This is a genomic window from Pseudomonas sp. NFX71 (assembly GCF_048079215.1).
GTDB classification, from domain to species: Bacteria; Pseudomonadota; Gammaproteobacteria; order Pseudomonadales; family Pseudomonadaceae; genus Aquipseudomonas; species Aquipseudomonas fluorescens_B.
On record NZ_CP182230.1, the window covers coordinates 5,017,422 to 5,041,403 of the forward strand.

21 protein-coding genes are annotated in these 23,982 nt (G+C 59.5%); 11 read left to right on the plus strand and 10 right to left on the minus strand.

What is annotated here, in order from left to right; translation table 11 throughout:
• Nucleotides 1–50: 50 nt before the first annotated feature.
• Both ACM1ZW_RS23445 and ACM1ZW_RS23450 read right to left on the minus strand, forming a co-directional pair.
• A complete protein-coding gene (locus ACM1ZW_RS23445) occupies nucleotides 51–1,016 on the minus strand; it encodes a ribose-phosphate diphosphokinase (RefSeq protein WP_414879717.1) in 966 nt (321 codons plus the stop codon).
• Nucleotides 1,017–1,099: 83 nt separating this feature from the next.
• Nucleotides 1,100–1,666 (minus strand): phosphoribosyltransferase family protein, encoded by a 567-nt coding sequence (locus ACM1ZW_RS23450; protein ID WP_416739459.1) that lies wholly within the window; start codon nucleotides 1,664–1,666, stop codon nucleotides 1,100–1,102.
• A 255-nt stretch (nucleotides 1,667–1,921) separates the two neighbouring features.
• On the opposite strand from ACM1ZW_RS23450, the gene ACM1ZW_RS23455 reads away from it, so the two are divergent.
• From ACM1ZW_RS23455 to ACM1ZW_RS23465, 3 genes are read left to right on the plus strand one after another with little or no spacing between them, the layout of a single operon-like run.
• Complete coding sequence (locus ACM1ZW_RS23455) at nucleotides 1,922–2,806, plus strand: universal stress protein (protein ID WP_414883719.1); 885 nt, start codon at nucleotides 1,922–1,924, stop codon at nucleotides 2,804–2,806.
• 57 nt (nucleotides 2,807–2,863) lie between these two features.
• The gene (locus ACM1ZW_RS23460) at nucleotides 2,864–3,571 is read left to right on the plus strand and encodes a phosphoribosyltransferase (RefSeq protein WP_017338554.1); all 708 of its coding nucleotides are present in this window, start codon (nucleotides 2,864–2,866) and stop codon (nucleotides 3,569–3,571) included.
• Nucleotides 3,564–4,220 carry a dienelactone hydrolase family protein gene (locus ACM1ZW_RS23465; protein WP_017338555.1) on the plus strand — a complete coding sequence of 219 codons (657 nt, stop codon included), beginning with the start codon at nucleotides 3,564–3,566 and terminating at the stop codon, nucleotides 4,218–4,220. The genes ACM1ZW_RS23460 and ACM1ZW_RS23465 overlap by 8 nt, the downstream gene beginning before the upstream one ends.
• Before the next feature lie 16 nt (nucleotides 4,221–4,236).
• Here the strand turns inward: ACM1ZW_RS23465 and ACM1ZW_RS23470 are convergent, their stop codons facing one another.
• Complete coding sequence (locus tag ACM1ZW_RS23470) at nucleotides 4,237–5,604, minus strand: erythromycin esterase family protein (protein WP_416739460.1); 1,368 nt, start codon at nucleotides 5,602–5,604, stop codon at nucleotides 4,237–4,239.
• A gap of 409 nt (nucleotides 5,605–6,013) precedes the next feature.
• On the opposite strand from ACM1ZW_RS23470, the gene ACM1ZW_RS23475 reads away from it, so the two are divergent.
• On the plus strand, nucleotides 6,014–6,670 hold the full coding sequence (locus tag ACM1ZW_RS23475; protein WP_416739461.1) for a c-type cytochrome: 657 nt from the start codon (nucleotides 6,014–6,016) through the stop codon (nucleotides 6,668–6,670).
• Nucleotides 6,671–6,700: 30 nt separating this feature from the next.
• On the opposite strand, the gene ACM1ZW_RS23480 is transcribed toward ACM1ZW_RS23475, so the two are convergent.
• Complete coding sequence (locus ACM1ZW_RS23480) at nucleotides 6,701–7,231, minus strand: GNAT family N-acetyltransferase (protein WP_416739462.1); 531 nt, start codon at nucleotides 7,229–7,231, stop codon at nucleotides 6,701–6,703.
• 224 nt (nucleotides 7,232–7,455) lie between these two features.
• Here ACM1ZW_RS23480 and ACM1ZW_RS23485 point away from each other — a divergent pair, with 224 nt between their 5' ends.
• A complete protein-coding gene (locus ACM1ZW_RS23485; RefSeq protein WP_416739463.1) occupies nucleotides 7,456–8,382 on the plus strand; it encodes a universal stress protein in 927 nt (308 codons plus the stop codon).
• A 91-nt stretch (nucleotides 8,383–8,473) separates the two neighbouring features.
• On the opposite strand, the gene ACM1ZW_RS23490 is transcribed toward ACM1ZW_RS23485, so the two are convergent.
• Together ACM1ZW_RS23490 and arcD are read right to left on the minus strand one after the other, a co-directional pair.
• On the minus strand, nucleotides 8,474–9,016 hold the full coding sequence (locus ACM1ZW_RS23490) for an Hsp20/alpha crystallin family protein (protein ID WP_017338560.1): 543 nt from the start codon (nucleotides 9,014–9,016) through the stop codon (nucleotides 8,474–8,476).
• Between the two features lie 86 nt (nucleotides 9,017–9,102).
• Nucleotides 9,103–10,596, minus strand: a complete 1,494-nt coding sequence (gene arcD, locus ACM1ZW_RS23495; protein ID WP_414879710.1) for an arginine-ornithine antiporter — start codon at nucleotides 10,594–10,596, stop codon at nucleotides 9,103–9,105.
• A 275-nt stretch (nucleotides 10,597–10,871) separates the two neighbouring features.
• On the opposite strand from arcD, the gene ACM1ZW_RS23500 reads away from it, so the two are divergent.
• A complete protein-coding gene (locus ACM1ZW_RS23500; protein WP_414879709.1) occupies nucleotides 10,872–13,154 on the plus strand; it encodes a heavy metal translocating P-type ATPase in 2,283 nt (760 codons plus the stop codon).
• Between the two features lie 63 nt (nucleotides 13,155–13,217).
• On the opposite strand, the gene ACM1ZW_RS23505 is transcribed toward ACM1ZW_RS23500, so the two are convergent.
• Nucleotides 13,218–14,147 (minus strand): universal stress protein, encoded by a 930-nt coding sequence (locus ACM1ZW_RS23505; protein WP_416739464.1) that lies wholly within the window; start codon nucleotides 14,145–14,147, stop codon nucleotides 13,218–13,220.
• 270 nt (nucleotides 14,148–14,417) lie between these two features.
• Here ACM1ZW_RS23505 and ACM1ZW_RS23510 point away from each other — a divergent pair, with 270 nt between their 5' ends.
• The 3 genes from ACM1ZW_RS23510 (at nucleotide 14,418) to ACM1ZW_RS23520 (ending at nucleotide 17,805) form a co-directional block, all read left to right on the plus strand.
• Nucleotides 14,418–15,491: an NAD(P)-dependent alcohol dehydrogenase gene (locus ACM1ZW_RS23510; protein ID WP_416739465.1), complete on the plus strand. Its 1,074-nt coding sequence runs from the start codon at nucleotides 14,418–14,420 to the stop codon at nucleotides 15,489–15,491.
• A gap of 49 nt (nucleotides 15,492–15,540) precedes the next feature.
• Complete coding sequence (locus ACM1ZW_RS23515) at nucleotides 15,541–16,779, plus strand: MgtC/SapB family protein (RefSeq protein ID WP_416739466.1); 1,239 nt, start codon at nucleotides 15,541–15,543, stop codon at nucleotides 16,777–16,779.
• Between the two features lie 102 nt (nucleotides 16,780–16,881).
• Nucleotides 16,882–17,805, plus strand: coding sequence for a universal stress protein (locus tag ACM1ZW_RS23520; protein ID WP_017338566.1), 924 nt, complete (start codon nucleotides 16,882–16,884; stop codon nucleotides 17,803–17,805).
• 52 nt (nucleotides 17,806–17,857) lie between these two features.
• Here the strand turns inward: ACM1ZW_RS23520 and ACM1ZW_RS23525 are convergent, their stop codons facing one another.
• Nucleotides 17,858–18,421, minus strand: a complete 564-nt coding sequence (locus ACM1ZW_RS23525; RefSeq protein WP_031318866.1) for a GNAT family N-acetyltransferase — start codon at nucleotides 18,419–18,421, stop codon at nucleotides 17,858–17,860.
• Between the two features lie 226 nt (nucleotides 18,422–18,647).
• On the opposite strand from ACM1ZW_RS23525, the gene ACM1ZW_RS23530 reads away from it, so the two are divergent.
• The gene (locus ACM1ZW_RS23530) at nucleotides 18,648–19,559 is read left to right on the plus strand and encodes a universal stress protein (protein WP_017338568.1); all 912 of its coding nucleotides are present in this window, start codon (nucleotides 18,648–18,650) and stop codon (nucleotides 19,557–19,559) included.
• Here ACM1ZW_RS23530 and ACM1ZW_RS23535 read toward each other — a convergent pair.
• Complete coding sequence (locus ACM1ZW_RS23535; protein WP_416739467.1) at nucleotides 19,549–20,532, minus strand: zinc-dependent alcohol dehydrogenase family protein; 984 nt, start codon at nucleotides 20,530–20,532, stop codon at nucleotides 19,549–19,551. The two genes, ACM1ZW_RS23530 and ACM1ZW_RS23535, sit on opposite strands and share 11 nt — an antisense overlap.
• Nucleotides 20,533–20,556: 24 nt before the next feature.
• Nucleotides 20,557–21,300 carry a fumarate/nitrate reduction transcriptional regulator Fnr gene (fnr, locus tag ACM1ZW_RS23540; protein ID WP_017338570.1) on the minus strand — a complete coding sequence of 248 codons (744 nt, stop codon included), beginning with the start codon at nucleotides 21,298–21,300 and terminating at the stop codon, nucleotides 20,557–20,559.
• A 251-nt stretch (nucleotides 21,301–21,551) separates the two neighbouring features.
• On the opposite strand from fnr, the gene ACM1ZW_RS23545 reads away from it, so the two are divergent.
• Nucleotides 21,552–23,927 (plus strand): phosphoketolase, encoded by a 2,376-nt coding sequence (locus ACM1ZW_RS23545; RefSeq protein ID WP_416739468.1) that lies wholly within the window; start codon nucleotides 21,552–21,554, stop codon nucleotides 23,925–23,927.
• Nucleotides 23,928–23,982 lie beyond the last annotated feature (55 nt).

Sequence of the window (23,982 nt, forward strand, 5' to 3'; positions counted from 1 at the left end):
TTTTTCAACGGCCGGCACTCCCCATTGTCTTTGATCGGCGCTTCATCTGCTCAGACGGAACCCAATGCGCCATTTTCGGCCAGCAAGCTGGCTATCAGGGCGCTGGTGTCGAGTACGTGCAAGCGCTGCGTCACGCACTCGGGGGGCAAGCGAAAAGGAGGTACGGAGTCAGAGATCGCAACGTGCTCGAATAGCGGCGGCTCGAACAGGTTGCTGCCCGCAGTGAACAAGCCATGGGTCGCCGCTGCGAACAGCCGGGTGGCTCCCGCCTTTTGACAGGCAAGGCCGGCATGCCTCAGCGTTTCGCCGGTACTGATCAGGTCGTCGAAAACAATGGCGGCCTTACCCGAGACTTCGCCAACCAGGAGAGTGCCTGTCAGAGTCGTGTGAGCACGGTGCTTTTCCATCAGCGCACTGCCCACTGAACGTCCCAGTTGTCGTTCGAGGGCCTGACGAAATTGCTCGGCGCGCTTGGCACCACCGGAATCCGGAGACACCGCCACCACCTCGGCGTCGCCGACGAACCTGGCGAAATGCTCGGCGAATAATTCTGTGCACTGCACGTTCCACGCAGGAATGCGAAAGGCATTGTCGAACGCCGCCGGATTATGCACTTCCAGGGCAACCAGGCGATCCACGTGGCAGGCTTCAATCATGGTCGCCAGGTAGCGAGTGATCGTCGGGTCTTGAGGCTGGCTGCGGCGATCTTTGCGTCCGTAGCAGAGGTAGGGCGTTACCGCCTGCACATGGCGAGCGCCGGCATCCTTGAGGGCTGCGCAAAAGAACAACAGGCGACACAACTTATCGTTAGCGCTCTGTCGATCATCTCCATACAACGAATGGAACACCACTACCTCGCGACCGTTAACCGGCTCCAGCGGTCGGCATTTATGTTCGCCATCTTCATAATTGCGCTCTTCATGAAGGGCCAGTTGGCAGCCAAGCCGCTGCGCGACGAAGGCTGCATAGTGCTCACTGCCTTGCAGGGCAAAAAGAAGCGGGCGATCTGAGAGCATGCATCGGCTCCTTTGAGGCTTATCGAACAGGCCTCAACTGGATGGCTAACGTGGACATCAAGTACCTGGCAATCCTTGTGCCTTCATCGGGCAGCACCATGACGTAACACCTCAATGCAGAACTCCATTTCGTAGGGCGGAACGTTGCATTCGACGATGTCATGGGCGGCAACTTGCAGGTGCACGCCGATAATGTCGGCATGGATCGGCTGCTGGCAGACATGCCGGTCAACCAGTACCGCAGTGTAGACCCGACGAGCGCCCAGTTGCGCCAGATAGGCACACGTGCGCAGGAGTGAATGGCCCTCAAACAGCACATCATCGACAACGAGCAGGGTGGTGTTGGCAAGGTCCAGTTCACCCAGAAGTGGGTTCTCGGTCAATTCCGTGTGTGCATGCAGCACCTTGAGGTCATCGGCATAACGCTTGACCTTCAGGGGGTAAAGCGGCAGCTCTGGCTGGCCGGTCTGACGTGAAAGATGCTGCTGTAAACGCCGTGCCAGCGGCTCGCCACGGCGCTGGATGCCAATCAGTGCCGCTTGAACGGGCGGTAACAATATCGACGCTTGGCGCGCCATGCCCTGCAGTACACCATCGAGTTCATCGCTGTCGTACAAGCGCAACCGCTGACTCGCCAGTAGGGTCGACATAGCCGTCTCCAGTCGAAAACCGATGGACAGCAAAAAATGCTGTCCCATAGCCAACCTAATCCCGCCCGGTTCGGCCCTATTGATATTGATCAAGTCGGGTGAAATGAAATCCCATTCCATGAGCGTTCGTCCGGTGATCGATCTTGCGCAGGGACTTGATATAAATCAACGCCAGGGCGACATCAACGGAGGACTCTGAATCAAACGCTGGTGCTTGATCCGGCGCGTCGAGTCCCACCTGTCTGGAGTCAGATCATGAGCCAATATCAACGCTTGTTACTCATCGTCAACCCGGTCCTGCGCCATTCCCCTGCGATAAACCATGCGGCCGCCCTCGCCAAGGCCAGCGGCGCGAGCTTGCATATCGCTGCGTTTGTAATGCCCTTGGAGATTCTGTCTCTGCTTGAAGAAGGCGTGCAGGAAAAGGCTCGGGAGAGCTATCTTCAGGACCATCGCGACTGGTTGACGAACCAGGCCACCAAACTCCGCGCGCTCGGGCTCGAAATAACGACGGAGGTGACGTGGGCCGATGACTTGGAACAAGACATTCTTGATCACGTCACGGAAATGCAGCCCGACCTGCTGATCAAGGAAGTGCAGCACGAATCAGCGCTCAAACGCGCGTTCTTCACCCCGCTGGACTGGCATTTGTTGCGCGACAGCCCGATACCGGTCTATCTGGTGGGCGGCAGTGGCCATGCCTTGCCGCGCAAGGTCGTGGCGGCGGTTGACGCTTCAGATGCCGAGTCTCGAAACACCGAGCTGAACGAGCGGATCATTCAGCAAGCCACCAACCTTGCGTTGCAGTGCGATGCCGAGTTGCACCTGCTGTATGCCTGTGATCTTTCGGGGATCTATCTGTCGGACATGGGAGGGCTGGCGCTTCCAGACATCACCAAAGAGTTGCGCACAACCGAGGAACAATCGTTCATCAAATTGGCCAATCGGTACGGCGTACCCTCTGATCGCCGGCATTTTATTCTCGGTCACCCGGTCTCGGCGCTGAGCGATTTTGCCAGCGAGCAGCAGGTGGATGTGATCGTGATGGGCAGAGTCCAGTACCACGGCCTGGAGAAGCTGCTGGGCAGCACTACCGAACATATTCTGTACCAGGTGCCCTGCAGCGTTCTGGCGGTCTAGATCGGGCAAGGCCAGTTGTAACGAAACGACAGGCGTCATCGCCTGAGGAGGTTTTTCATGAGTCAAAGCCCCTCATTGCAAACCACGTTGAAGGACCGGGTAGAAGCCGGCCAGCGTCTGGTGGAACCGTTGCTCAAATATGCACATCGACCCGATGTCATCATCCTCGCCTTGCCCCGTGGCGGCGTTCCCGTCGCTTATGAAGTGGCCAAGGCCCTGGACGTGCGCCTGGACCTGATGCTGGTCCGCAAGCTGGGCGTTCCATCCCACCCGGAGTTCGCCATGGGCGCCATTGCCAGTGGCGGTATCCAAATCATCAATAACGACGCATTGCAGGCAAACCCGATTACTCCGGCCGCGTTCGATGCCGTGCTCGCGCGCGAAACACAGGAACTGTTGCGTCGTGAGCAGGTGTACCGCGGAACCCGCCCACCCGTGCGATTGAAGGATCAGGTGGTGATCCTGATCGACGACGGCCTGGCAACCGGGGCCTCGATGATGGCGGCAATCCACGCGGCGCGAAAGCAAGCACCGGCTCGCATCGTCGTCGCCGTGCCGGTGGCGCCGCTGGAAACCGTGGAGGCGCTGCGCAGTGAAGTCAATGAAGTCATCTGCCCACTCATTCCTGAATGGATGATGTCGATCGGATATTGGTACCTGAGCTTCCCCCAGACTTCAGACGAAGAGGTTATTGATTTGTTGACGCGGTCCTGGCGGCGGGAGTCTGCTGCCAGTGCCTCGGCTCAGGAGAGCGTCGATGATTGAGGTGCACTATCGGCAGCTGGACCTGAAGGACGTTGAGTTATCAGCCGATTTGCGCCTGCCGGTCAACGCCAGCGCGTTGGTGGTCTTCGTCCATGGCAGCGGCAGCGGTCGTACAAGTCCGCGTAATCAATATGTTGCAGAGTCGCTGGCCAGACGGGGGCTGGCGTCGCTGCTGTTCGACCTGCTCACGGAGCCGGAGCAACGCCTGGACAACCTCACCGGTGAACTTCGTTTCGATATCGCCTTGCTTGCCAGGCGGCTGGTGGAGGTCATCGACTGGGTCAGTCGGGACGCGGAATTGCACGCGCTACGAATCGGTCTGTTTGGCGCGAGCACCGGTGCTGCGGCGGCGTTGTTGGCCGCGGCCTTGCGGCCGGAGGTGGTGCATGCGGTGGTCAGCCGGGGCGGGCGCACCGACCTGGCGGGTGCGGCATTGACCCAGGTGAGGGCACCCACTTTGCAGATCGTTGGCGCCCGGGACCCGATGGTGCTTGAGCTGAATGAGCAAAGCAGTCGTGCCTTGCGGTGTGAACAACAGCTGGAAATCGTGGCGGGCGCTACCCATCTTTTCGAGGAGCCCGGGGCCCTTGAGGACGTCGCCAGACTTGCTGGCGACTGGTTCGAGCACCATCTGCACGGCCCCGACTGACAACTCTGGATCGGTGTCACACGCCAAACGGATAGGTTTCATCTTCCGGTTCGAGTTCCTGGCTTTTTGGCAGTGCCAGTGCTGTCACGGGTTGGGTCTGTTCAATCCAGATCATGGCGTCGAACTGTTCGGCCAACATCGCTTCGAAGTAATGACTGCCACGCTCGGTTTCGGGGCGGTAAATCACCCCGATGGCCCGTTCCAGCAACGGTTTGGACAACACCCGGCGCAGCTCTTTGCGCGTTGGGTCTCGCCAGTCGGTCAATGACGCCGGCACACCCGCCTTGAGGAACTGATGCTCCCAACTGTCCGGGCGAGAGGGCAGGACGTCCTTGATGAGCATGTCGCCGTCCCAGTCATCGGCCGCGGTCACCTTGCCACGGTCGGTGCTCATACCGATCAGCACGGCATCGCGCCCATAGGCACTGCGGCACAGCTGACCGATGTTGAACTGACCCTTCCAGCCCATCTCCGTCGCGGCCGCGTTGCCGATATGAGAATTGTGCGCCCAGACCACGGCTTTGGCTTGCGGGCCCCGGTGCTCAAGCAGTGCACGAAGTGTGTCGAACATGTGCCGGTCACGCAGGTTCCACGAGGCGGTCGACCCTCGATAAATCGCACGGTAATACTGTTCCGCTGCCTGCACCACCCGAGCGTTCTGCGCCGCATTGAAGAACGCCTCGTCGTTCTGGATGAGCCCGGCCAGTTGTTCGGCCAGCATGGCATTGAGCTGGTCGACCACCGGCTGCTCACAGGGCATCAAGCCGCCACGTTCGACGAAGTGGCCATACAACGCGGGATCATCCTGCCATGGGGTCAGACAGCCATAGCGCCGCCGGGCTTCGTGGGCCAGCTTTGGGTCGACCCGGTCCAGATAACTCAGCACTTCATGAATGGAGTTGCGCAGGCTGTAAACGTCCAGCCCGCGGAACTCGACACGATGTTCAGAGGCGAGGGTGTGGTTGTATTGATGCAGCCAGTGGGCGAATGCTCTCACGTCGGTGTTGCGCCACATCCAGGTCGGGAATCGGCTGAAGATGTGACGTTTCCACGCCGAGGGCGCCAATCCCCGGACATACTGGTCGACATGACCCGCGTCCGGCCAGTCCGCTTCAACGGCCACGATGTTGAACCCATGCTGCTCAATCAGCCTTTGGGTGATCGCTGCCCGGGTTCGATAAAAATCGCTGGTGCCATGACTGGCTTCGCCGATCATCACCACCCGCGCATCCGCATAGCGATCGAACATTTCACCAAAGGCGGAGGAATCCAGTGCCGGCAGAGGCTCGGCGTATTGGCGCAGAAGAGGTGCGATGGCGGCCTGGTCAATGCGCCGAGGTGAGCCATACAGGTTATCCAGCATGTCTTGGGAGGGTGTGTTCATGACTGTCGTCCCCGCTAAGGTGGGTTACTGCCAGCGGTATTGCGCTTGCGCTCAACCGCCCGAAATCAGTCCGCAGGTCCTCGACACATTGTGTTTAAACGCAAGCTTTTGTGTCGCTTCATCACCTGTTTGATTATTCCTACACCTTGATCCAGATGAACAATTGAGTTTCGTCAATAAAGGGTGCAAAGCCTTGAGAGAAGCTGTCTGCATCAAGTATTCGTTGGCTGCCGACTATGATCTGACGCGATGGGCGTTATTCCGAAAGCAGGAATGGAAGGCTCATTTCCCTCTGACCTTGTAAATGGTCGGCGTCTGGCTAGGCTCCAGCCTAGGGCTGTCATCAGGAGAGGGAATTGAACGGTAGGTGAAGGATGGTATTCATCCGCTAAAAGCAGGGGCGTAGATCATGGAAGCATTGGGTACGAAGAGTATTTTCAACCGCTCACGTCTGACGCTTGCCCTCTGCGTAGGTGCGCTCATGGGCTGCACCAGCACGAGTGAAGAGACATCGCAAACCACGTCGGCCATGTCCGGTATCGCCATGGCGGACCAGGTTTGCGCCCAATGCCATGGACTGACGGGAGAGTCCTTCTCGCCAACATTCCCCAAGTTGGCCGGGCAGCAAAAAGAGTACCTGAAGTTGCAGCTGGCTGACTTCAAGGACCATGCACGCAGTGATAAAACCGGGACTCAGTACATGTGGGGATTTAACCATCTGACGCAGACCCAGATAGCCGAACTGGCCGACTATTTTTCGAGTCAGAGCCCCATGAAGGCGGATGCAGACACGCCCGATGCCCGCGGTGAATTGATCTTTCGCCAGGGCTTGCCTGAGGCGGGCGTCGCGCAGTGCAGTTCGTGCCACGGTGCCGGCGGTCAGGGAGGTGGCCAGATTCCCCGCGTGGCGGGTCAACATGCCGCTTATGTGAGTCGCCAGATCAAGGTGCTTCAACAGACCGAACTGCGGCCCCGGGACGCCCTGATGAAGAAAAATCACTCACTGTCTGAGGCGGATGCCGAATCTGTCGCCCATTACATGGCAACGCTGGGGGCAAAAAAATAATGGCTTTTCGCTGACAGCGCTCAAGTCGTTTTACAGGTACAGGCAGTGAATTACTTGGCGGGTATCGAAGGGATCGTCGCGCGTTTCGAAGCCAAGGGATCTGGCCAGGTCGCGCATCGGCGCATTGCTGGAGGCGTCGACCGCATATATCTGGTGAAAACCGTTCTTGCGCGCGGCCGTGATCAAATGTTCCATCAGTAACGTGCCCAGCCCCAGATGCTTCCATTGATCGGCAACTGTCACCATACACTCACACTTATATTCGCCCGTGGTGGCATAACGGCTGACGCCGATCTCGATCAATCGGCCATTTTCGTGGACCAGCGCGATGTATGCCAGGCACTGCTTGTTACCGGGTTCGTTGACCTGCGCGAGAAAGCGCATGTGCCGGGACTCAGGGCATAGGTGTTTGATGAAGCTGTACTCACGCTCGCGGTCTTTTTCCGTCAGTTGCCGGATCAACACGTGACGACCATCCTTGAGCGCTTCGATCCAGTATTTTCCGGTGACTTTGGCATAGGCTTCGGAAGATCGATCATTATGGTCTTTGACAGTGAGCATGATGCGATCCCTCCCGCCGTCTTCAAAGGTCGGCGCGCAGTGACAAACCACGCGATTCACTTCTTTCTACACCGCTGGCTGCGCCTGAATATGATCTGGATCAGACTCTTATGACAGTGCGCTCAATTGCCTGGATTTGATGTAAATCAAACAGGCAGAGGGCGCAACGAGCGCAGTCTCTGAACATGGCCACGCAATGGGCCGGTGTATAGACGAGGTGTGTCATGGCCCACTATCAACGATTGCTGCTGATCGCCAACCCGAACCTGAAAGAGGCCCCAGCCTTGCTGCGTGCCATCGCCCTGGTCAGGGCCAGTGGAGCCAGGCTGGATGTGCGAGCCTTTATCGAGCCGGCGCCCATGGAGCATCCGTGGGAAGAGAACAGAGACGAGGAGGGTGATCAGCGATATCAGCGTCATTATCTCCACTGGAAGGACCAAACACTTCAGCGCCTCAATGCCCAGGGATTGGAGGTGAACGTGCAAGTTGTCTTCACCTGCGATCCACTGCTCGACATCTTGAAATGTGTCGAGGCGCTCAAGCCCGACCTGGTCATCAAGGATGTCACACTGGACCCGGTACTTGGACGGGCGTTCGTCACACCTCTGGATTACCATTTGCTGCGCGGATGTCCCGTTGCGTTACACCTGGTCAACCAGGTCCGTCATGAGTTGCCTCGTCGGATCGTCGCCGCTGTGGACCCGTTCGATACGGTCACACAAATCCATGATGTGAACGATGCCATTATTCAGGCGGCTCATACGCTGGCCGCGCAATGCCATGCATCGCTGCACCTGCTTTACGCCTATGACTTATCGCCTGCATTCAATGGCGATACGCCGCTGATCAGCGGCTGTTGGAACATGGCCTTCATGGATGAGTTGCGAGAGTCCCTTCATCAGGCGTTCAACACCCTGGCTGAGCGCTATGGAATTGCTCCAGAACACCGGCATTTTTTCATGGGGCTGCCGACGCCGGTGATCAGTGCATTTGTCGATGAATACCAGGCAGACGTCGTGGTGATGGGCACCGTGCATCGTGTGGGCACTCATCGATTCATCGGCAGCACTATGGAGCGCGCGCTGTATTCGTTGCAGGGCAGCATTCTGGCGGTCAGACAATCAGACTCGTACGTCGAAGAGAACAAGTGATCGCGGCGTTGACCCGCGCCTTGCTTCAGCCTTTTTAAATGAACAAAAAAACCCCCGCCGGTTTCCCGGCAGGGGCTGGGCAGCCTGGGATTCACTCGCCTTTGATTGGCACGACTTTATCCGCTTTCATGGCTTCGGGCTTTTTCGGCAGCGAGATGCTCAGCACGCCTTTGCTGAAACTCGCGTCGATCTTCTCGGCATCGACACCTTTGGGCAAGTTGAACACCCGCTCGAAGGAGCCATAGTGACGCTCGCTGAGGTGATAGCCCTTCCTTTTTTCTTCCTTGTCCTCTTTCTTTTCGCCTTTGATGATCAGGCTGCCGTTGGACAGTTTGATCTCAATGTTTTTCTGATCCATACCGGGAAGCTCAGCTGTGATTTCGTAGCTTTTGTCTTTCTCGGAGATGTCCACGGCAGGCAGACCGTGACCGATCAGTTCGCGCCGCCAGAGCGGCTCGACATCGAACAACCCGCGACCGAATGGCGACAGCCCCGAGCCGCGATTGAAGTCTTCGAACAGGTGATCAACCTGCTGCCGGAGCTTTTCCAGAGGGCGCCAGAGGTCTGTTGTCACGGGATGCTGACTGGCTTTGTCGTCGCTATGAACCGGCACTTTTTTTTCACTGTTGCTCATTTTGAATTTCTCCTCTTGGGTAATAGAGGTGGATCGCAAACCGTTTGGCGGTCCACCACGACAGAACAAACATGCAACACCGGGCCCTACAAGGTCAGTGTCCCGGACCACAGCATCCAGCCGGCAAAGGCTGCAGCCGTCCAGATAATGATTAACAGCCCCGTCTCGGGACCGCTGAGCGGTTGTCCCTGGCGAGCCTTCATGGTGGCCAGGTAAATCAACGAACCGGGGGCGTAGAGCAAAGCGCTGAGCAACATGTATTTAGGCCCGGCGGCATACAGCAGCCACACGCAATACAGCGTCGCGACCAAGGCAATGGCCATGTCGCGCAGTTGCTGGCCTCGGTGACCGGCGTAGGTCTCGCCCTGCCAGGTCAGTTTCAGCGCGTACAGACCGCTGAACAGGTACGGCAGCAGAATCATCGAGGTGGCCAGGGAAATCAGCGCGAGGTAACTGGCGCTCGAGTACAGCGTCAGCAACAGGAACAGTTGAATGCAGCCGTTGGTGATCCACAGCGCATTGGCTGGCACACCCTGGGTGTTTTCCACGGCGAGTGGCCCCGGCATGACCTTTTCCTTGGCCGGTGTGAACACCGATTCCGCTGCCAGCAATGTCCAGGCGAGCAGGGCGCCACCCACCGAAATAATCAAGCCGATGCTGATCAGCACCGCGCCCCACGGTCCGGCGACCGCCTGAAGCACGCCCGCCATCGAAGGGTTTTTCAAGGCGGCCAGTTCCGGTTGTTTGAGAATGCCCAGCGACAGCAGCGACACCGCAATCAGCAGCAACAGGGTGATGACAAAACCGATGACCGTGGCGCGACCGACATTGGCCCGTTCTGCCGCACGGGCGGAGAACACGTTGGCGCCTTCGATCCCGATGAACACCCAGACGGTCACCAGCATGGTGCTTTTGACTTGATCGAGGGTGCTGCCCAGTGCGGGCGAGCCCCAGAAATCGACGTTGAAGGTTTCACGCTGGAAAGCGGCGATCACCAGGCCGATAAACAGCAGCAACGGAACGATCTTGGCTACCGTGGTCAACGCGTTGGCCCGGGCCGCGGTGCGCATCCCTCTGAGGATCATCCAGTGCAACGACCACAGCACCACGGACGCGCCGGCAATCGCCGCTTTGTTGTTGCCTTCACCGAACAGCGGGAAGAAGTAACTCAGCGCCGCGAACAAAATCACCAGGTAGCTGACGTTGCCGATCCAGGCGCTGATCCAGTAGCCCCAGGCGGAGTTGAAGCCGAGGAACTCGCCGCCTAAAGCGCGGGCGTAGGCGAATACACCGTTGTCCAGGGCAGGTTGGCGGTTGGACAGGGTTTGGTAGACCAAAGCGAGCGACAGCATGCCGACGCCCGTGATCAGCCAGCCAATCAGGATCGCCCCGGCCCCCGCACTGGCCGCCATGTTCTGGGGCAGGCTGAAAATGCCGCTGCCAATCATCGAACCGACCACCAGGGCAATCAGCAGGCTCAAAGACAGGCGCTTGGGTTCCACCTTTCGCAAACTGCCTGCAAGGGGTTGTGTGGCAGTCGGCGGAATGACCGGTTGGGTGCCTTGCAGATGCGTAGCCATGGGAGCCTCCACGAAACGAAAGTTTCTGCACACATCGAATGCGATGGTGCGAATGCTGACTCTAATTTCTACGTGTCCGTCCAAGGCGTGTTTGATTTAGATCAGTAAGAAGGCATACGCCTGGTTTGTGCGGGCACAACCAGCACTTAGGGTGTGTCCGCCGCCGAAATTCAGGCGCCCCGGGGACACGAAAGACATTCGCGTCCTAAGCTCTACCTCGATGACAGATATTTTTACAGCGAGGCCTGCAAATCGCTTTCGAGGAGCTCACTTCGATGCTCAGTAAGTGGCTGGACCCCGTTCTGTTGCTGCTCACCGCACTGACGCTGCTGGCCGGCGGCATTGCGTATGTTGCGCAAGAACCTGATTGGGCATCGAGGTGCTGGGCCGCAGGAAGCCTGGTGATGGCTGCGGTACTGCTCGTTGAAATCGCCCGGCGCCTGGCCCGGCGCGAGGCCGGTGTCGACCTGATCGCACTGCTGTCGATCACTGCCGCCCTGGTCTTTGAGCAGACACTGGTGGCGGCGGTGATTGCCTTGATGCTGGCGACCGGACGGACCCTGGAGTTTTTCACCAGGCAACGCGCTGACCGTGAGCTGCGTGCGCTCATCGACCGGGCGCCACGCTTTGCCTGGCTGCAGGAGGAGGGCGGCTTGCGTGAGGTCCCCGTTGAGCAGGTCCAGCCGCATCAAACATTGCTGGTGCGGCTGGGGGAGGTGATACCGGTCGACGGTCGGCTGCTAAGTCCTGCGGCGATTCTGGACGAATCGGCGCTCAGTGGTGAGTCGCTGCCCGTCACCCGTCGAGAAGGTGAGCAACTGCCCAGCGGCGTTTCCAACGTCGGTGCGCCCATCCTGCTGATCGCCACCCGAACAGCCGCACAGAGTACCTACGCCGGCATCGTGCGGCTGGCCGAGGAGGCACGTCGTTCGCGCGCACCTTTCGTGCGACTGGCCGACCGCTATGCCTTGTTCTTCATCCCGCTGACATTGCTGATTGCCGGATTGGCCTGGCAATTGAGCGGCGATCCTTTGCGAGCGTTGGCGGTTCTGGTGGTGGCCACGCCTTGCCCTTTGATTCTGGCGGTGCCGATTGCCTTCATGTCAGGTATTTCGAGGGCGGCGCGGCGCGGGATCCTGATCAAGGACGGCGCGACCCTGGAAGCGCTGGCCGGGGTCAAGCAGGTGTTTCTCGACAAGACCGGCACGCTGACCAGCGGCCATGCCCGCCTGCAGTCGATAGAGGTCAACGGGTTGGGCGATCCGCAACGCCTGCTCGGCCTGGCCGCTTCGCTGGCGCAAGCCTCGACGCATCCTGTTTGCCAGGCAATTGTTGAAGCGGCGCATCAGCGTCAATTGTCGCTCAGTGTCCCGCAGGCGGTAGAAGAAAGCCCAGGCTCCGGGCTTTGTGGGCGCGTCGATGGCGTGCAGGTGCGTTTCGGCACGTTGCCTTTTGCTCACAAAGACGCCGCTGCAACCGACTGGGTCGCCGCGATGCTGCGCCACATGGATTACCTGGCATGCAGCGGAAGCTTCATCGACGTGGACGGGGAACTCGCGGGCCTGCTGGTTTTCTCGGACAAGGTTCGGCGCGAAACGCCGCAGACGCTGCGTCGACTGCGCAATAGAGGCATCGAAAAGATCGTCATGCTCACCGGGGATCGCCTGGAAACTGCGGAGATGATTGCGCTGTCTGCCGGGATTGACGAGTTACGTGCCGGGTTGACCCCTGAGGAAAAAGTGCGAGCTGTACAGCAAGGTTGCCTGCACACCAGCACACTGATGGTCGGCGATGGCATCAACGATGCTCCCGCGCTGGCGGCGGCCAACGTCGGCGTGGCCATGGGGGCGGGCGGTGCCACGGCTTCTGCGCAAGCCGCTGGCGTTGTGCTGTTGGTGGATCGCCTGGATCGCTTGGTCGAGGCGTTGGACATTGCCCGACGAACCCGCTACATCGCACGCCAAGGCGTGCTGGTCGGCATGGGGATGTCATTGCTGGCCATGGCAGCGGCAGCCCTCGGCTATCTGCCGCCGCTGATTGGCGCCGTGGTGCAGGAGGGCATTGACGTGGTGATCATCATTAACGCCTTGCGGGCATTGGGGCCGTCGTGGGAGCTGAGGAAACGAAAGCTTGCCGCAGAGCATATCGATCGCCTGCAAGATGAACACCAGCAACTCGCCGCCGTACTGAGCGATCTGCACCAACTGGCCAATGACTTTGCCCAGCGCCCACTTGCGCAAGCACAGACCGACCTGATGCAACTGGTCGACAAGTTGCAAACATCACTGGCGGAGCATGAACGCGAAGATGAAAACACACTGTACCCGCTGTTGACGCGAAGCATGCCGGGCGAGGATCCGATGTCGGCGATGAGCCACGCACACCGGGAGATTTTTCGCCTTATCCACTTACTGGCGCGCATGAGCAGCGACTTCAGTTCCGCCCCCGCAACGGCATCAGCTGATGAGATTCAGCATCAGCTGATTCGCCTGGATACCCTCGTGCGACTGCACTTTGATCAGGAGGAGGAACTGTTTCGTTATCTGGACTGGCGCTAGACAGGCGAGTCAGGCACAAAACACCCGACTCGTCCCCTGACGTTTCGAACGTCCAGATCGGGTTTATTCCTCAATCAATTCCTGTGGCGAAACCACCCAGACGCTACACGGCATCTTGTACAGCAGATGTTCCACTGTACTGCCGACCAACCTGTCCATGACACGACGCCCGGCCCGGCCCATGACAATCATGTCGATGTCATAAGCGGTTGCGTAGCTGCCAAGCACCTTGGCCGGGTTGCCCATGATCATGTGCTGGCGCTCCGGCGGGATGCCGTTGCGCTCCGACAGTTCGCGGAAGGCATCAGCCTGTGCATCGAACAGGGTTTTGGCTTTGCTGGAAGAGAAAAACGTCGAGCCATCGCGGAAACCGAATTCATCCGCACTGATGGATGAAAGATCATGGGCATAGATGACGTCGAGTTCTGCATGACAGGTGCTCGCCAGTTTTGCGGCATCTTGCAGAATCCTGTCATTGAAACCCTCGTACTGCCCATCGCGATGGAAAGGGTCGACGGCTGCGACGATCTTGCGCGGCAAGGCGTGGCGCATATTGCTGACAAAATGCAAAGGCACCGGGCATTCGCGCAGCAGATGAATATCCAGCGGAGTAAACATCAGGCGTGACAGGAGCGATTCGTGTTCCAGCCCCTTGATCAGCGCCGCCATGGGCTGTTCTTTGAGATGGATGAGGATTTCCTGCAAGGGTCTTTCCACCCAGACCACTTCAGTGGTGACGTGTACGCCGATTTTGCGCAACGGACGAGCCTGGTCTTCCAGCCATTGGCGATGGCGTTCAACGTAGCCCAGTCGCATCTGTTCCAGCGCTTGTTCATTGACCATTCCGGCGGTCGCCAGCCCTTCGAGATAGTCGAACGCCACGATGTGCAATGACGCGTCCGACGCTTTGGCCAGCGCGGCGGCCCGGTCGAAAGCGGGGCTGTTTTCCATCAAGGGCGAGGCGACCAACATGAAACGCGTTTGATCAGGCATGACCATTCTCCCGTGGATAATCGTGCAAGTGCTTGCCAATGCAGCGATGCAATTGGGAAGTGAAGCTTTGCGATGATCATGCGGCTGGTCGGGGAAGGGGGATTGATCTTTGTCAAACGTGAGGGGCAATGAGCCTGTCGCCCGACGTACGGTTATCCGCTGCGTTCAGAGACCAAATAGTTGACCATTGTCAACCTGTCGCCTGGCATCCCGGCGCAGTCTTGGCGGCGTGCTGAACGCTTGCGCACGCAGAACGAAAGAGGGATCACCATGGCGACCATGAAAGCGGCAGTTTTCGTTGAAAAAAACCGGATCGTGCTGCAGGACAAGCCCGTCCCCGAGGTCGGGCCGCTGGATGCACTGGTCCGTATCACCACCACGACCCTTTGCGGTACCGACGTGCACATCTTGCGCGGCGAATACCCGGTGGCCAAAGGGCTGACCGTGGGTCATGAGCCGGTGGGTGTCATCGAACGGCTGGGCTCCCAGGTGCGCGGCTTCGTCGAGGGGCAGCGAGTCATTGCCGGCGCCATCACGCCCAGCGGGCAGAGTTACGCGTGCCTGTGCGGCTGTGCCTCGCAGGATGGCCCTGACACCCGTCATGGCTTTCGCGCCACGGGTGGCTGGAAATTCGGCAACATCCTTGATGGCTGCCAGGCCGAGTACGTGCTGGTGCCGGACGCAGTTGCCAATTTATGCCCGATTCCCGACGGCCTCAGCGATGAGCAGGTGCTGATGTGCCCGGACATCATGTCCACCGGTTTTTCCGGGGCGGAGCGCGGCGAAGTGAGCATCGGCGATACCGTTGCCGTTTTTGCCCTCGGGCCGATTGGCCTCTGCGCAGTGGCCGGCGCGCGTCTGAAGGGCGCGACGACCATCATTGGCGTCGATGCCGTGGCCGAGCGCATGAGCGTTGCGCGGCAGTTGGGCGCGACCCATGTGGTCAATTTCAAGGACGGCAACGTCGTGGAGCAAATCATGGCCCTGACCGATGGCCGTGGCGTCGATGTGTCCATTGAGGCGCTGGGCACCCAAGGGACGTTCGAGTCTGCACTGCGGGTGTTGCGTCCGGGTGGCCGGCTGTCGAGCCTCGGGGTTTATTCCAGTGACCTGCGCATTCCCCTCGATGCCTTCGCCGCAGGACTGGGGGACTTGAGCATCGTCACCACCCTGTGTCCCGGCGGCAAAGAACGCATGCGTCGCTTGATGGCGGTGGTGAACAGCGGCGGTGTCGACCTGTCTCCCCTGGTGACTCACCGTTTCAAACTCGACGACATTGAAGCGGCTTATGAGTTGTTTGCTCACCAGCGGGACGGTGTGATGAAGGTGGCGATTACCCCGTGAGGAAGGTGATTCCGGCCAGGAAGGCATCGCCTGCGCAGATGACCAACCCATGAATGAAACCCTCGGCATGACGGGAGCAGCGGCGGCGCTGGGAATCGGCATGCTCGTCGGTCTTGAACGCGAGCGGCACAAAGGACAAGGAGAGAGCCGTGCCTGTGCCGGGTTGCGCACCTTCGCGATTACCGCGCTGTTGGGCTATGTGGCGATGCAGGTCGGCGGCGGTCTGCTGGTAGGCATCGTGGCGGTCACGCTGGGCTTGCTGGTCACCGTGGCGTACTGGCGCAGCCTGAGCGATGACCCGGGCGTGACCAGCGAAGTCGCATTGCTCACCGTGTTGGTCCTGGGGGCGCTGTGTAGCACCAGGCTCGAACTGGCCATTGCCATTGCCGTGGTGGTGACGGGGTTGTTGACGTATCGACAGAAGCTGCACCACTTTGCCCGTAGCCAGTTGACTGATGTGGAGATGCGCGACGGTCTGGTCCTGCTGACTGCCGCTCTGGTGGTGCTGCCACTGGTGCCTGATCGCTTCATTGGCCCCTATGCCGCCATCAATCTGCGCACCATTTGCACCCTGACGGTGTTGCTCATGGTGGTGGGCGCGGTAGGGCATGTTGCTGTTCGTACGATGGGCACCCGGTATGGCTATGCGATCAGCGCCATTGCCTCCGGATTTGCCTCGAGCACCATGACCATCGCCGCTATGGGCCACATTGCCGCCAAGGAGCCGGACAACATCAAGGTCTTGAGCGCAGCGGCGATATTCTCCAACCTCGCTACCTTCATCCAGGTCGGCCTGATCCTGAGCACGGTCGACACCGATCTGTTACGTCATATCTGGGCCCCGTTAATGTGCGGTGCCGCCGCCACGGCGCTGTATGGCCTGTGCTTGATGTTTCCCCAGCCTGCGACCGGCGCGAGCCAACCGATCAAGGTCGGCGGTGCGTTTAATCTCAAGCTGGCCTTGCTCGTCACATTGACCATGACCGGCATCGCTTTCCTGTCGTCGGTGATGCTCAGCCTCTACGGCGAAGTGGGCGTGATGCTGACGGCGACCTTGACCGGCTTTGCCGATGCCCACTCCTCGACAGCGTCGATTGCCACATTAGCCAAGTCGGGCCAGATGCCGTTCGACGCCATTGCCGTCCCGACGTTAATCGCCGTCAGCAGTAACTCCCTGAGCAAATGCCTGGTGGCGTGGGTCAGTGGCGGTCGACCGTTCGCCGCTTATCTCATCCCGGGGCAGGTATTGCTGACGCTGGCGATGTGGGCCGGAATCTTGCTGCTCTGAAGGTACATCTCGCGTTGGGCTGATAAAGATCAAGTTGACTGAATCGGGACCGCTCAATCTGTATGCCTACGCAATCCAGAAGGCCGTATGCCGAGGTGTCCAATGTCGCAGACTCAGCGTTTATTGTTAATAGCTCCCTCAGCCATGACCCGTACACCGGCGTTCGACCGGGCCGCGGCGTTGGCGCGGGCGATGCAAATGCCGTTGCACATCGTGGCATTTGACTACTCGCAGGCACTGGCGGTGGCTGGCCTGTTTGCGCCCGAACAAATGAACCGTGCACGTGACGGCTATCTGCAGACCCACCGGCAGTGGCTCACGGAACAGGCCGGGTTGATGAGCAGGCACGGTGTGGAAGTCACCAGCGAAGTGGTGTGGGTGCAGCACCCGTATGAGGAAATCATGCAATTCGTCAACGAGATGCCGTTGGCACTGATCATCAAGGATGCGCAGGAAGAGTCGGCGCTCAAGCGTGTGTTTTTCACGCCGCTGGATTGGCAACTGTTGCGCGATTGCCCGGTACCTGTGCATCTGGTGACCAACGCCCTCAATCCGCGCCCGCACAGCGTATTGGCCATCGTCGATGTGCTGCGCAGCGAAGACCAGGACCTGGTGTTCAACGACCAGATCATTGATGCCGCCACCAAACTGGCCGAGGTGTGTGATGCCCGCCTGGAGCTGTTGCACGCCTACGACTGGACCGCCGTGTATGCCCAGGACATTGGTTTTGGGGCGCTGCCATTGGCCGTCGGCATCTATGAAACCCTGGGCTCGGCGCAGCACGAAGCGTTTGCGGCATTGGCCGAACGCCATGGCGTACCACCGGAATGTCGGCACTTCATCGAGGGAATCCCGGTGAACAGTATTTGTGAGTTCGCCGCCGACCATCACACCGATGTCATCGTGATGGGGACGGTGCAACACAAGGGACTTAACAAACTATTGGGAACCACGGCCGAGCAACTGTTACAGCGGGCGCCGTGCAGTGTGTTGGCGATCAAGCCGGGCCGGATGCTGCAGTCCTGAGAATGGATCGCCCCGCGATGAAACGTTGGCCGTAACATCGCGGGGCGAGGGTTTACAGGGAAAGACGATGAATGACCTGGCGGCTGTCATCGGGGTCATTGTGTGTTTCGAAGCCCAGGGCTTTGGCCAGGTCGCGCATCGGCGTATTGCTGGAGGCGTCCACTGAATACATCTGGCGAAAACCGTTCTGGCGCGCGGCTTTGATCAAATGCTCCATCAGGAGTGTACCCAGGCCCAGGTGCATCCATTCATCTGCGACCGTCACGGCGCATTCACATTCAAGTCCGCCGGTGGCGGCATACCGGCTGACGCCGATCTCGACCAGTTTGCCGTTGTCATGGACCAGGGCGATAAAGGCCAGGCGTTTGTCGTTGTCGGTATCCATCAACTGATCGAGCAAAGCGCCGGTGGGCTCGTTGATCTGCGCCAGAAAACGCATGTGGCGAGACTCGGGAGAGAGCCGTTTGATAAAGTCGTATTCGCGCTCGCGGTCTTTTTCCGCCAGCGGCCGGATCAATACGTGGCGGCCATCCTTGAGTTCTTCGATCCAGTACCTTCCGGTGACTGCAGCATAGGCAGCCGCCGCCCGGTCATTGTGGTCTTTGACGGTGAGCATGGGGTCGTCCTCCAACGGGTTTGAAAAGGGGCGCGCGGTGATGAACCGCACCGTTCGTTCCTTTCTACGCCGCTGTCGGCGCTTGAATCTGATCTGGATCAGAGACTCGTGATCAAGCGCATTCATTTGTACCTGGTTGACGTAAATCAACCTGGGGCAGGGGGCAGCGGGTGCAGTCTGGGATACCTGCCGGCCCTTGCGAGCCGGTGTCGAATCGAGGTGTGTGATGGGTCAATATCAACGATTGTTGCTGATCGCCGACCAAACCTTGCATCAATCCCCGGCGCTGTTACGTGCTGTCGCCCTGGCCAAGGAAAGCGGGGCGGCCTTGGCCGTGCGAGCCTATGTCGAACCGGCGCCGGTGGTGCATTTGTGGGAAGAGAAAGTCGATGACGCGAGGTATCAGGGCTATTTGCGCCGCTATCGTCGCTGGGCGGCCGACGAGATGGACCGGCTCAATGACGCGGGGCTGGAGGTGACCGTCGAAGTGGTGTTCACCACCCATCCGCTGCTGGACATCCTCAAGACCGTCGAAGACCTCAAACCCGACTTGCTGATCAAGGACGTGACCCTTGAACCGCTGCTCAAGCGGGTGTTCATTACCCCGCTCGATTGCCACTTGCTGCGCGAATGCCCGGTTCCGGTTCATCTGGTCAACCAGGCACGCTACAGCTTGCCGCACCGCATCGTGGCGGCGGTGGACCCGTTCGATCCCTCAACCCAGATCAGCGGCCTCAATGACAGCATCATCCAGGCCGCCAACGCGTTAGCCCTGCAATGTGACGCGCCGCTGCACCTGCTTTACGCCTATGACTTGTCGTCAGCCTTCAATGGCGACACGCCGCTGGCGGGCGGTGGCTGGGGCGTGGACTATATCGAAGAGCTGCGTGAGTCGTTGCACCGGGCCTTTGTCACCCTGGCGGATCGCTACGGTGTGCCACCCGAGCGTCGGCATTTCGTCATGGGGTTGCCGGTGCCGGTGATCAGCGAATTCGTCGAGCAATTCCTGGTGGATGTGGTGGTGATGGGGACTGTGCACCGGGTGGGCATCGACCGAATGATCGGCAGTAACACCGAGCGGGCGCTGTACTCGGTGCCAGGGAGCATTCTGGCCGTGGGGCAGGGCGTCAAGGCGTGAGGACGATGGCACCGTTGAACTGACCCGCTCTTAAACAGGCCAGGGCCTCATTGGCGTCGTCGAGGGCGAACCGGGTGACGTCGCATTGCACGGGCGTGTGTTGCAGCTCCGCGAAAAACGCGGTGCCGTCTTCTCGCGTCAGGTTGGCCACCGAGCGGACGCTGCGCTCGCCCCACAGCAGCCGATAGGGAAACGCCGGAATGTCACTCATGTGAATACCGGCGCATACCACACAGCCGCCCTTGGCAGTCACCGCCAGCGCCGCCGGTACCAGCGCGCCGACGGGGGCGAAAATCAGGCTGGCGTCGAGCAGATGCGGCGGCGATTGATCCGAAGGACCGGCCCATGTGGCGCCCAGTGTGCGTGCATAGGTCTGGCTTGCCAGGTCGTCCGGTCGGGTGAAGGCGTACACCTGCTGGCCCCGGCCCTGCGCCACCTGAATGGCCAAATGAGCGGCAGCGCCGAAACCATAGAGCCCGAGGTGGCGTGCATCCTTGACCATTTGCAAGGCCCTGAAGCCGATCAGCCCGGCACACAACAGCGGCGCCGCTTGTAGGTCCGACAGTGCCGGCGGAATGTGAAAACAGAAACGTGGGTCGGCTACGGTGTATTCCGCATAGCCACCGTCCAGGTGACAACCGGTGAACTGCGCCTGATCGCAAAGATTCTCCCGGCCCGAGCGGCAAAACCCGCATTCACCGCACGTCCAGCCCAGCCAGGGAACGCCCACTCGCTGGCCAATCCAGGCGGGGTCGACGTCAGCGCCTACCGCCGTGACTTCGCCGACGATTTCATGCCCCGGCACTCGCGGCAGCACCGCTTGTGGCAACTCGCCGTCCACCAGGTGCAGGTCGGTGCGGCATACGCCACAAGCCAGGACTTCGATTAATAGTTGGTGTGCGCCAGGTGTCGGGACAGGGCGCTCTTCCCGTTGCAGCGGCTGGCCGGGAACATGCAGAACCATGGCACGCATGACGATTCTCCAGACGTGCAGGTGTTAGCGAGGGGAACGATGACAGCCTGCGACCAGCTGCTTGAGCCCTTCCATGTTCTGGATTTTGACGTCGCGGCCTGATATTTCTACCAGCCCCTGATCCCGCAGGTGCGCAATGCCCCGGCAGATGGTTTCCAGCCGCAGCCCCAGGTAGGAGCCGATTTCTTCGCGTCGCATTTTCAGCACGAAGTCCCTGGAGGAATAGCCACGGATACTGAAACGTTGCGACAGGTTCAGCAGAAAAGCCGCCAGCCGCTCATCCGAGTTCATATTGCCCATCAGCATCAACATGCTGTGATCACGCACGATTTCACGGCTCAGGAGCCGGTTGAGGTTGTGCTGCAGCGACGGCAGGTTGTGGGCGAGCTTCTCCAGTTGCGCGAAGTGGATGGGGCAGACTTCGCTGTCCTCGAGGGCAAACGCATTGCAGGCGTGCTCATCGGCGCTGATGGCGTCCAGACCGAGCATCTCGCCGGGTATGTGAAACCCCGTGACCTGTTCACGACCATCGACGGATAACACGCTGGTCTTGAACGAGCCGATACGAACTGCGTAAAGCGAACGCAGTGGATCACCCGTGCGGTACAACGCGGCACCCTTTTTAACCTTGAAGCGCTGCACGATCAGCGTATCCAGTCGCTCGACTTCCGCGCCGCTCAAGCCAATCGGCAGGCACAACTCCAATACGCTGCAGTTGGAACAGGCGGCTTTTAGGTAATGAACTTGAAGTGGGCGAGTTTCAGGCATGAGGGGAGACGCCATCTAGGAGTTTTCTAAGCATAGATGGTGAGTCTTCGAGCGCGAACCTCATTGGGGTGTTCGACGAGGTAATCGACGAACGGGGAGGAATCGTCCTGCGTGCCAATGTTCAGAGCGTTCCCACGCCATTGAGCTTGATCGTCGGCGATGAGAATTGATGTAAATCAAGTCTTGAGCGTTTCAGGCACCCAGAATTCATGAATGGCGATGGGTAGGCCGGGCCGTTGGCGGAGAACTTCATGAGCGATTTTCTGAGTGACGAGCAACTGGAAGGGCTGGATGCCTATTGGCGGGCCTCCAATTATCTGGCTGTCGGGCAGATCTACCTCAAAGACAACCCTTTGCTGAAGGTGCCCCTGACCCTGGCACATGTCAAACCCCGGCTGCTGGGCCATTGGGGCACGACGCCGGGGCTGAACCTGATCTACACCCACCTCAATCGGTTGATCAAACAGTACGACCTGAACATGCTCTTCGTTGCCGGCCCCGGTCATGGTGGGCCGGCGGTTGTGGCACAGACTTATCTGGAAGGGACGTATACCGAGTTTTATCCTTCGGTGGAGTGCAATGCCAACGGTCTGGTTCGCTTGTTTCGGCAGTTTTCATGGCCTTACGGCATATCCAGCCATGTCTCGGCGCAGATTCCGGGGTCGATCCATGAAGGCGGCGAACTGGGCTATAGCCTGGCCCATGCCTATGGTGCCGCGTTTGATAACCCTGACTTGATCGTCGCTTGTGTGATTGGTGATGGTGAGGCAGAAACCGGTACGCTGGCGGCCAGTTGGCACTCCAACAAGTTCCTCAACCCCGCGCGTGACGGAGCGGTGTTGCCGATCCTGCACCTCAACGGCTACAAAATTGCCAATCCCACGGTGCTGGCCAGAATCAGTGAGGATGAGCTGTCGGCCTTGATGTATGGCTATGGCTACGATCCGTATTTCGTTGAAGGCGATGATCCGGCGCACGTGCATCAGGCCCTGGCCCGGACGCTGGATACGATCGTGCTGAAAATCCGCGAGATTCAGCGCGAAGCGCGTCAGCCTCGGCAGTCCGCAGCGCCGGAACGGCCGCTGTGGCCCATGCTGGTGTTGCGCACGCCCAAAGGCTGGACCGGCCCGAAATTCGTCGATGGCCACCGCGTTGAAGGCACCTGGCGCGCGCATCAGGTGCCCCTGGCCGATTTTCAGCAGGCGATTCATCTGCGCCAACTGGAGGAGTGGCTCAACAGTTACCGTCCCGATGAGCTGTTTGATGCCAATGGTGCCTTACTGCCCGAAATTGCTGCACTGGCACCGACCGGGCACCGGCGCATGAGTGCCAATCCCCATGCCAACGGTGGCGAGCTGTTGCGGGCGCTGGACCTGCCCCCGTTCATCGACTATGCGGTGAAACTCGAGGTTCCTGGCAGCCTGCGAGCAGAGGCCACGCGGGTGCTGGGCACGTTTTTGCGCGATGTAATGAAAAACAGTCTGCTATCGAAAAACTTCCGTCTGTTCGGACCCGATGAAACGGCGTCGAATCGACTGGATGCGGTCTACGAGGTCAGCGCCAAAGCATGGATGGAGCCGCTGGAGCCAGACGATGTGAACCTGGCGGCCGACGGTCGGGTCATGGAAATCCTCAGTGAACAGGTGTGCGAAGGCTGGCTGGAAGGCTATTTGCTGACCGGACGCCATGGTTTGCTGTCCTGTTATGAGGCGTTCATCCATATCGTCGACTCCATGGTCAATCAACACGCCAAATGGCTGAAAACCGCTGCCGAGGTACCGTGGCGTAAACCCGTTGCTTCGCTCAATTACTTGCTGACATCCCACGTCTGGCGCCAGGACCACAACGGTTTCTCCCACCAGGACCCGGGGTTCATCGACTTGGTGGCCAACAAAAAGTCGGACGTGGTGCGGATCTATCTACCCCCCGATGCCAATTGCCTGCTGTCGGTGGCCGACCACTGCCTGAGAAGCCGCGATTACATCAACGTCATCGTCGCCGGCAAGCAACCGGAATGGCAGTGGCTGGATATCGATGCAGCCATCCGGCATTGCCAGGCGGGTATCGGTCGATGGGACTGGGCGTGTTGCGAGGAGGGTGATCCGGATGTGGTGATGGCCTGCGCCGGTGACGTGCCAACCCTGGAAACCCTGGCGGCGGTGACCTTGTTACGCGAGTACGTACCGAATGTGCGGGTGAGGGTGATCAACGTCGTGGATTTGATGGTATTGCAGCCGTCGTATCAGCACCCCCACGGTTTATCGGACAGCGCGTTCGATGAGTTGTTTACAGTGGACAAACCGGTGATTTTTGCCTTTCACGGCTACCCGGCGCTCATCCACCGGCTGCTGTACAAGCGCACCAGTCATGAGAATTTCCACGTGCGCGGTTTCAAGGAGGAGGGCGCGACCACGACACCGTTCGACATGGCGGTGATCAACAATCTGGATCGTTATCGGTTGGCGCTGGACGTCATCGAGCGGGTGCCCCGGCTGCACGATCACGTGCAAACCGCGCAATCGCGCTACTGGTCCACCATGGAAAAACACAAGCTCTATCTCATCGAGCACGGGCTGGACATGCCCGAGGTGCTGAACTGGCAATGGACGCCCATGGCAGGTCACTGAATCCGGCGCCCCAGGCAGCCGCTGCAACCGAACACTCACCTGAGTAGAGGTAGAT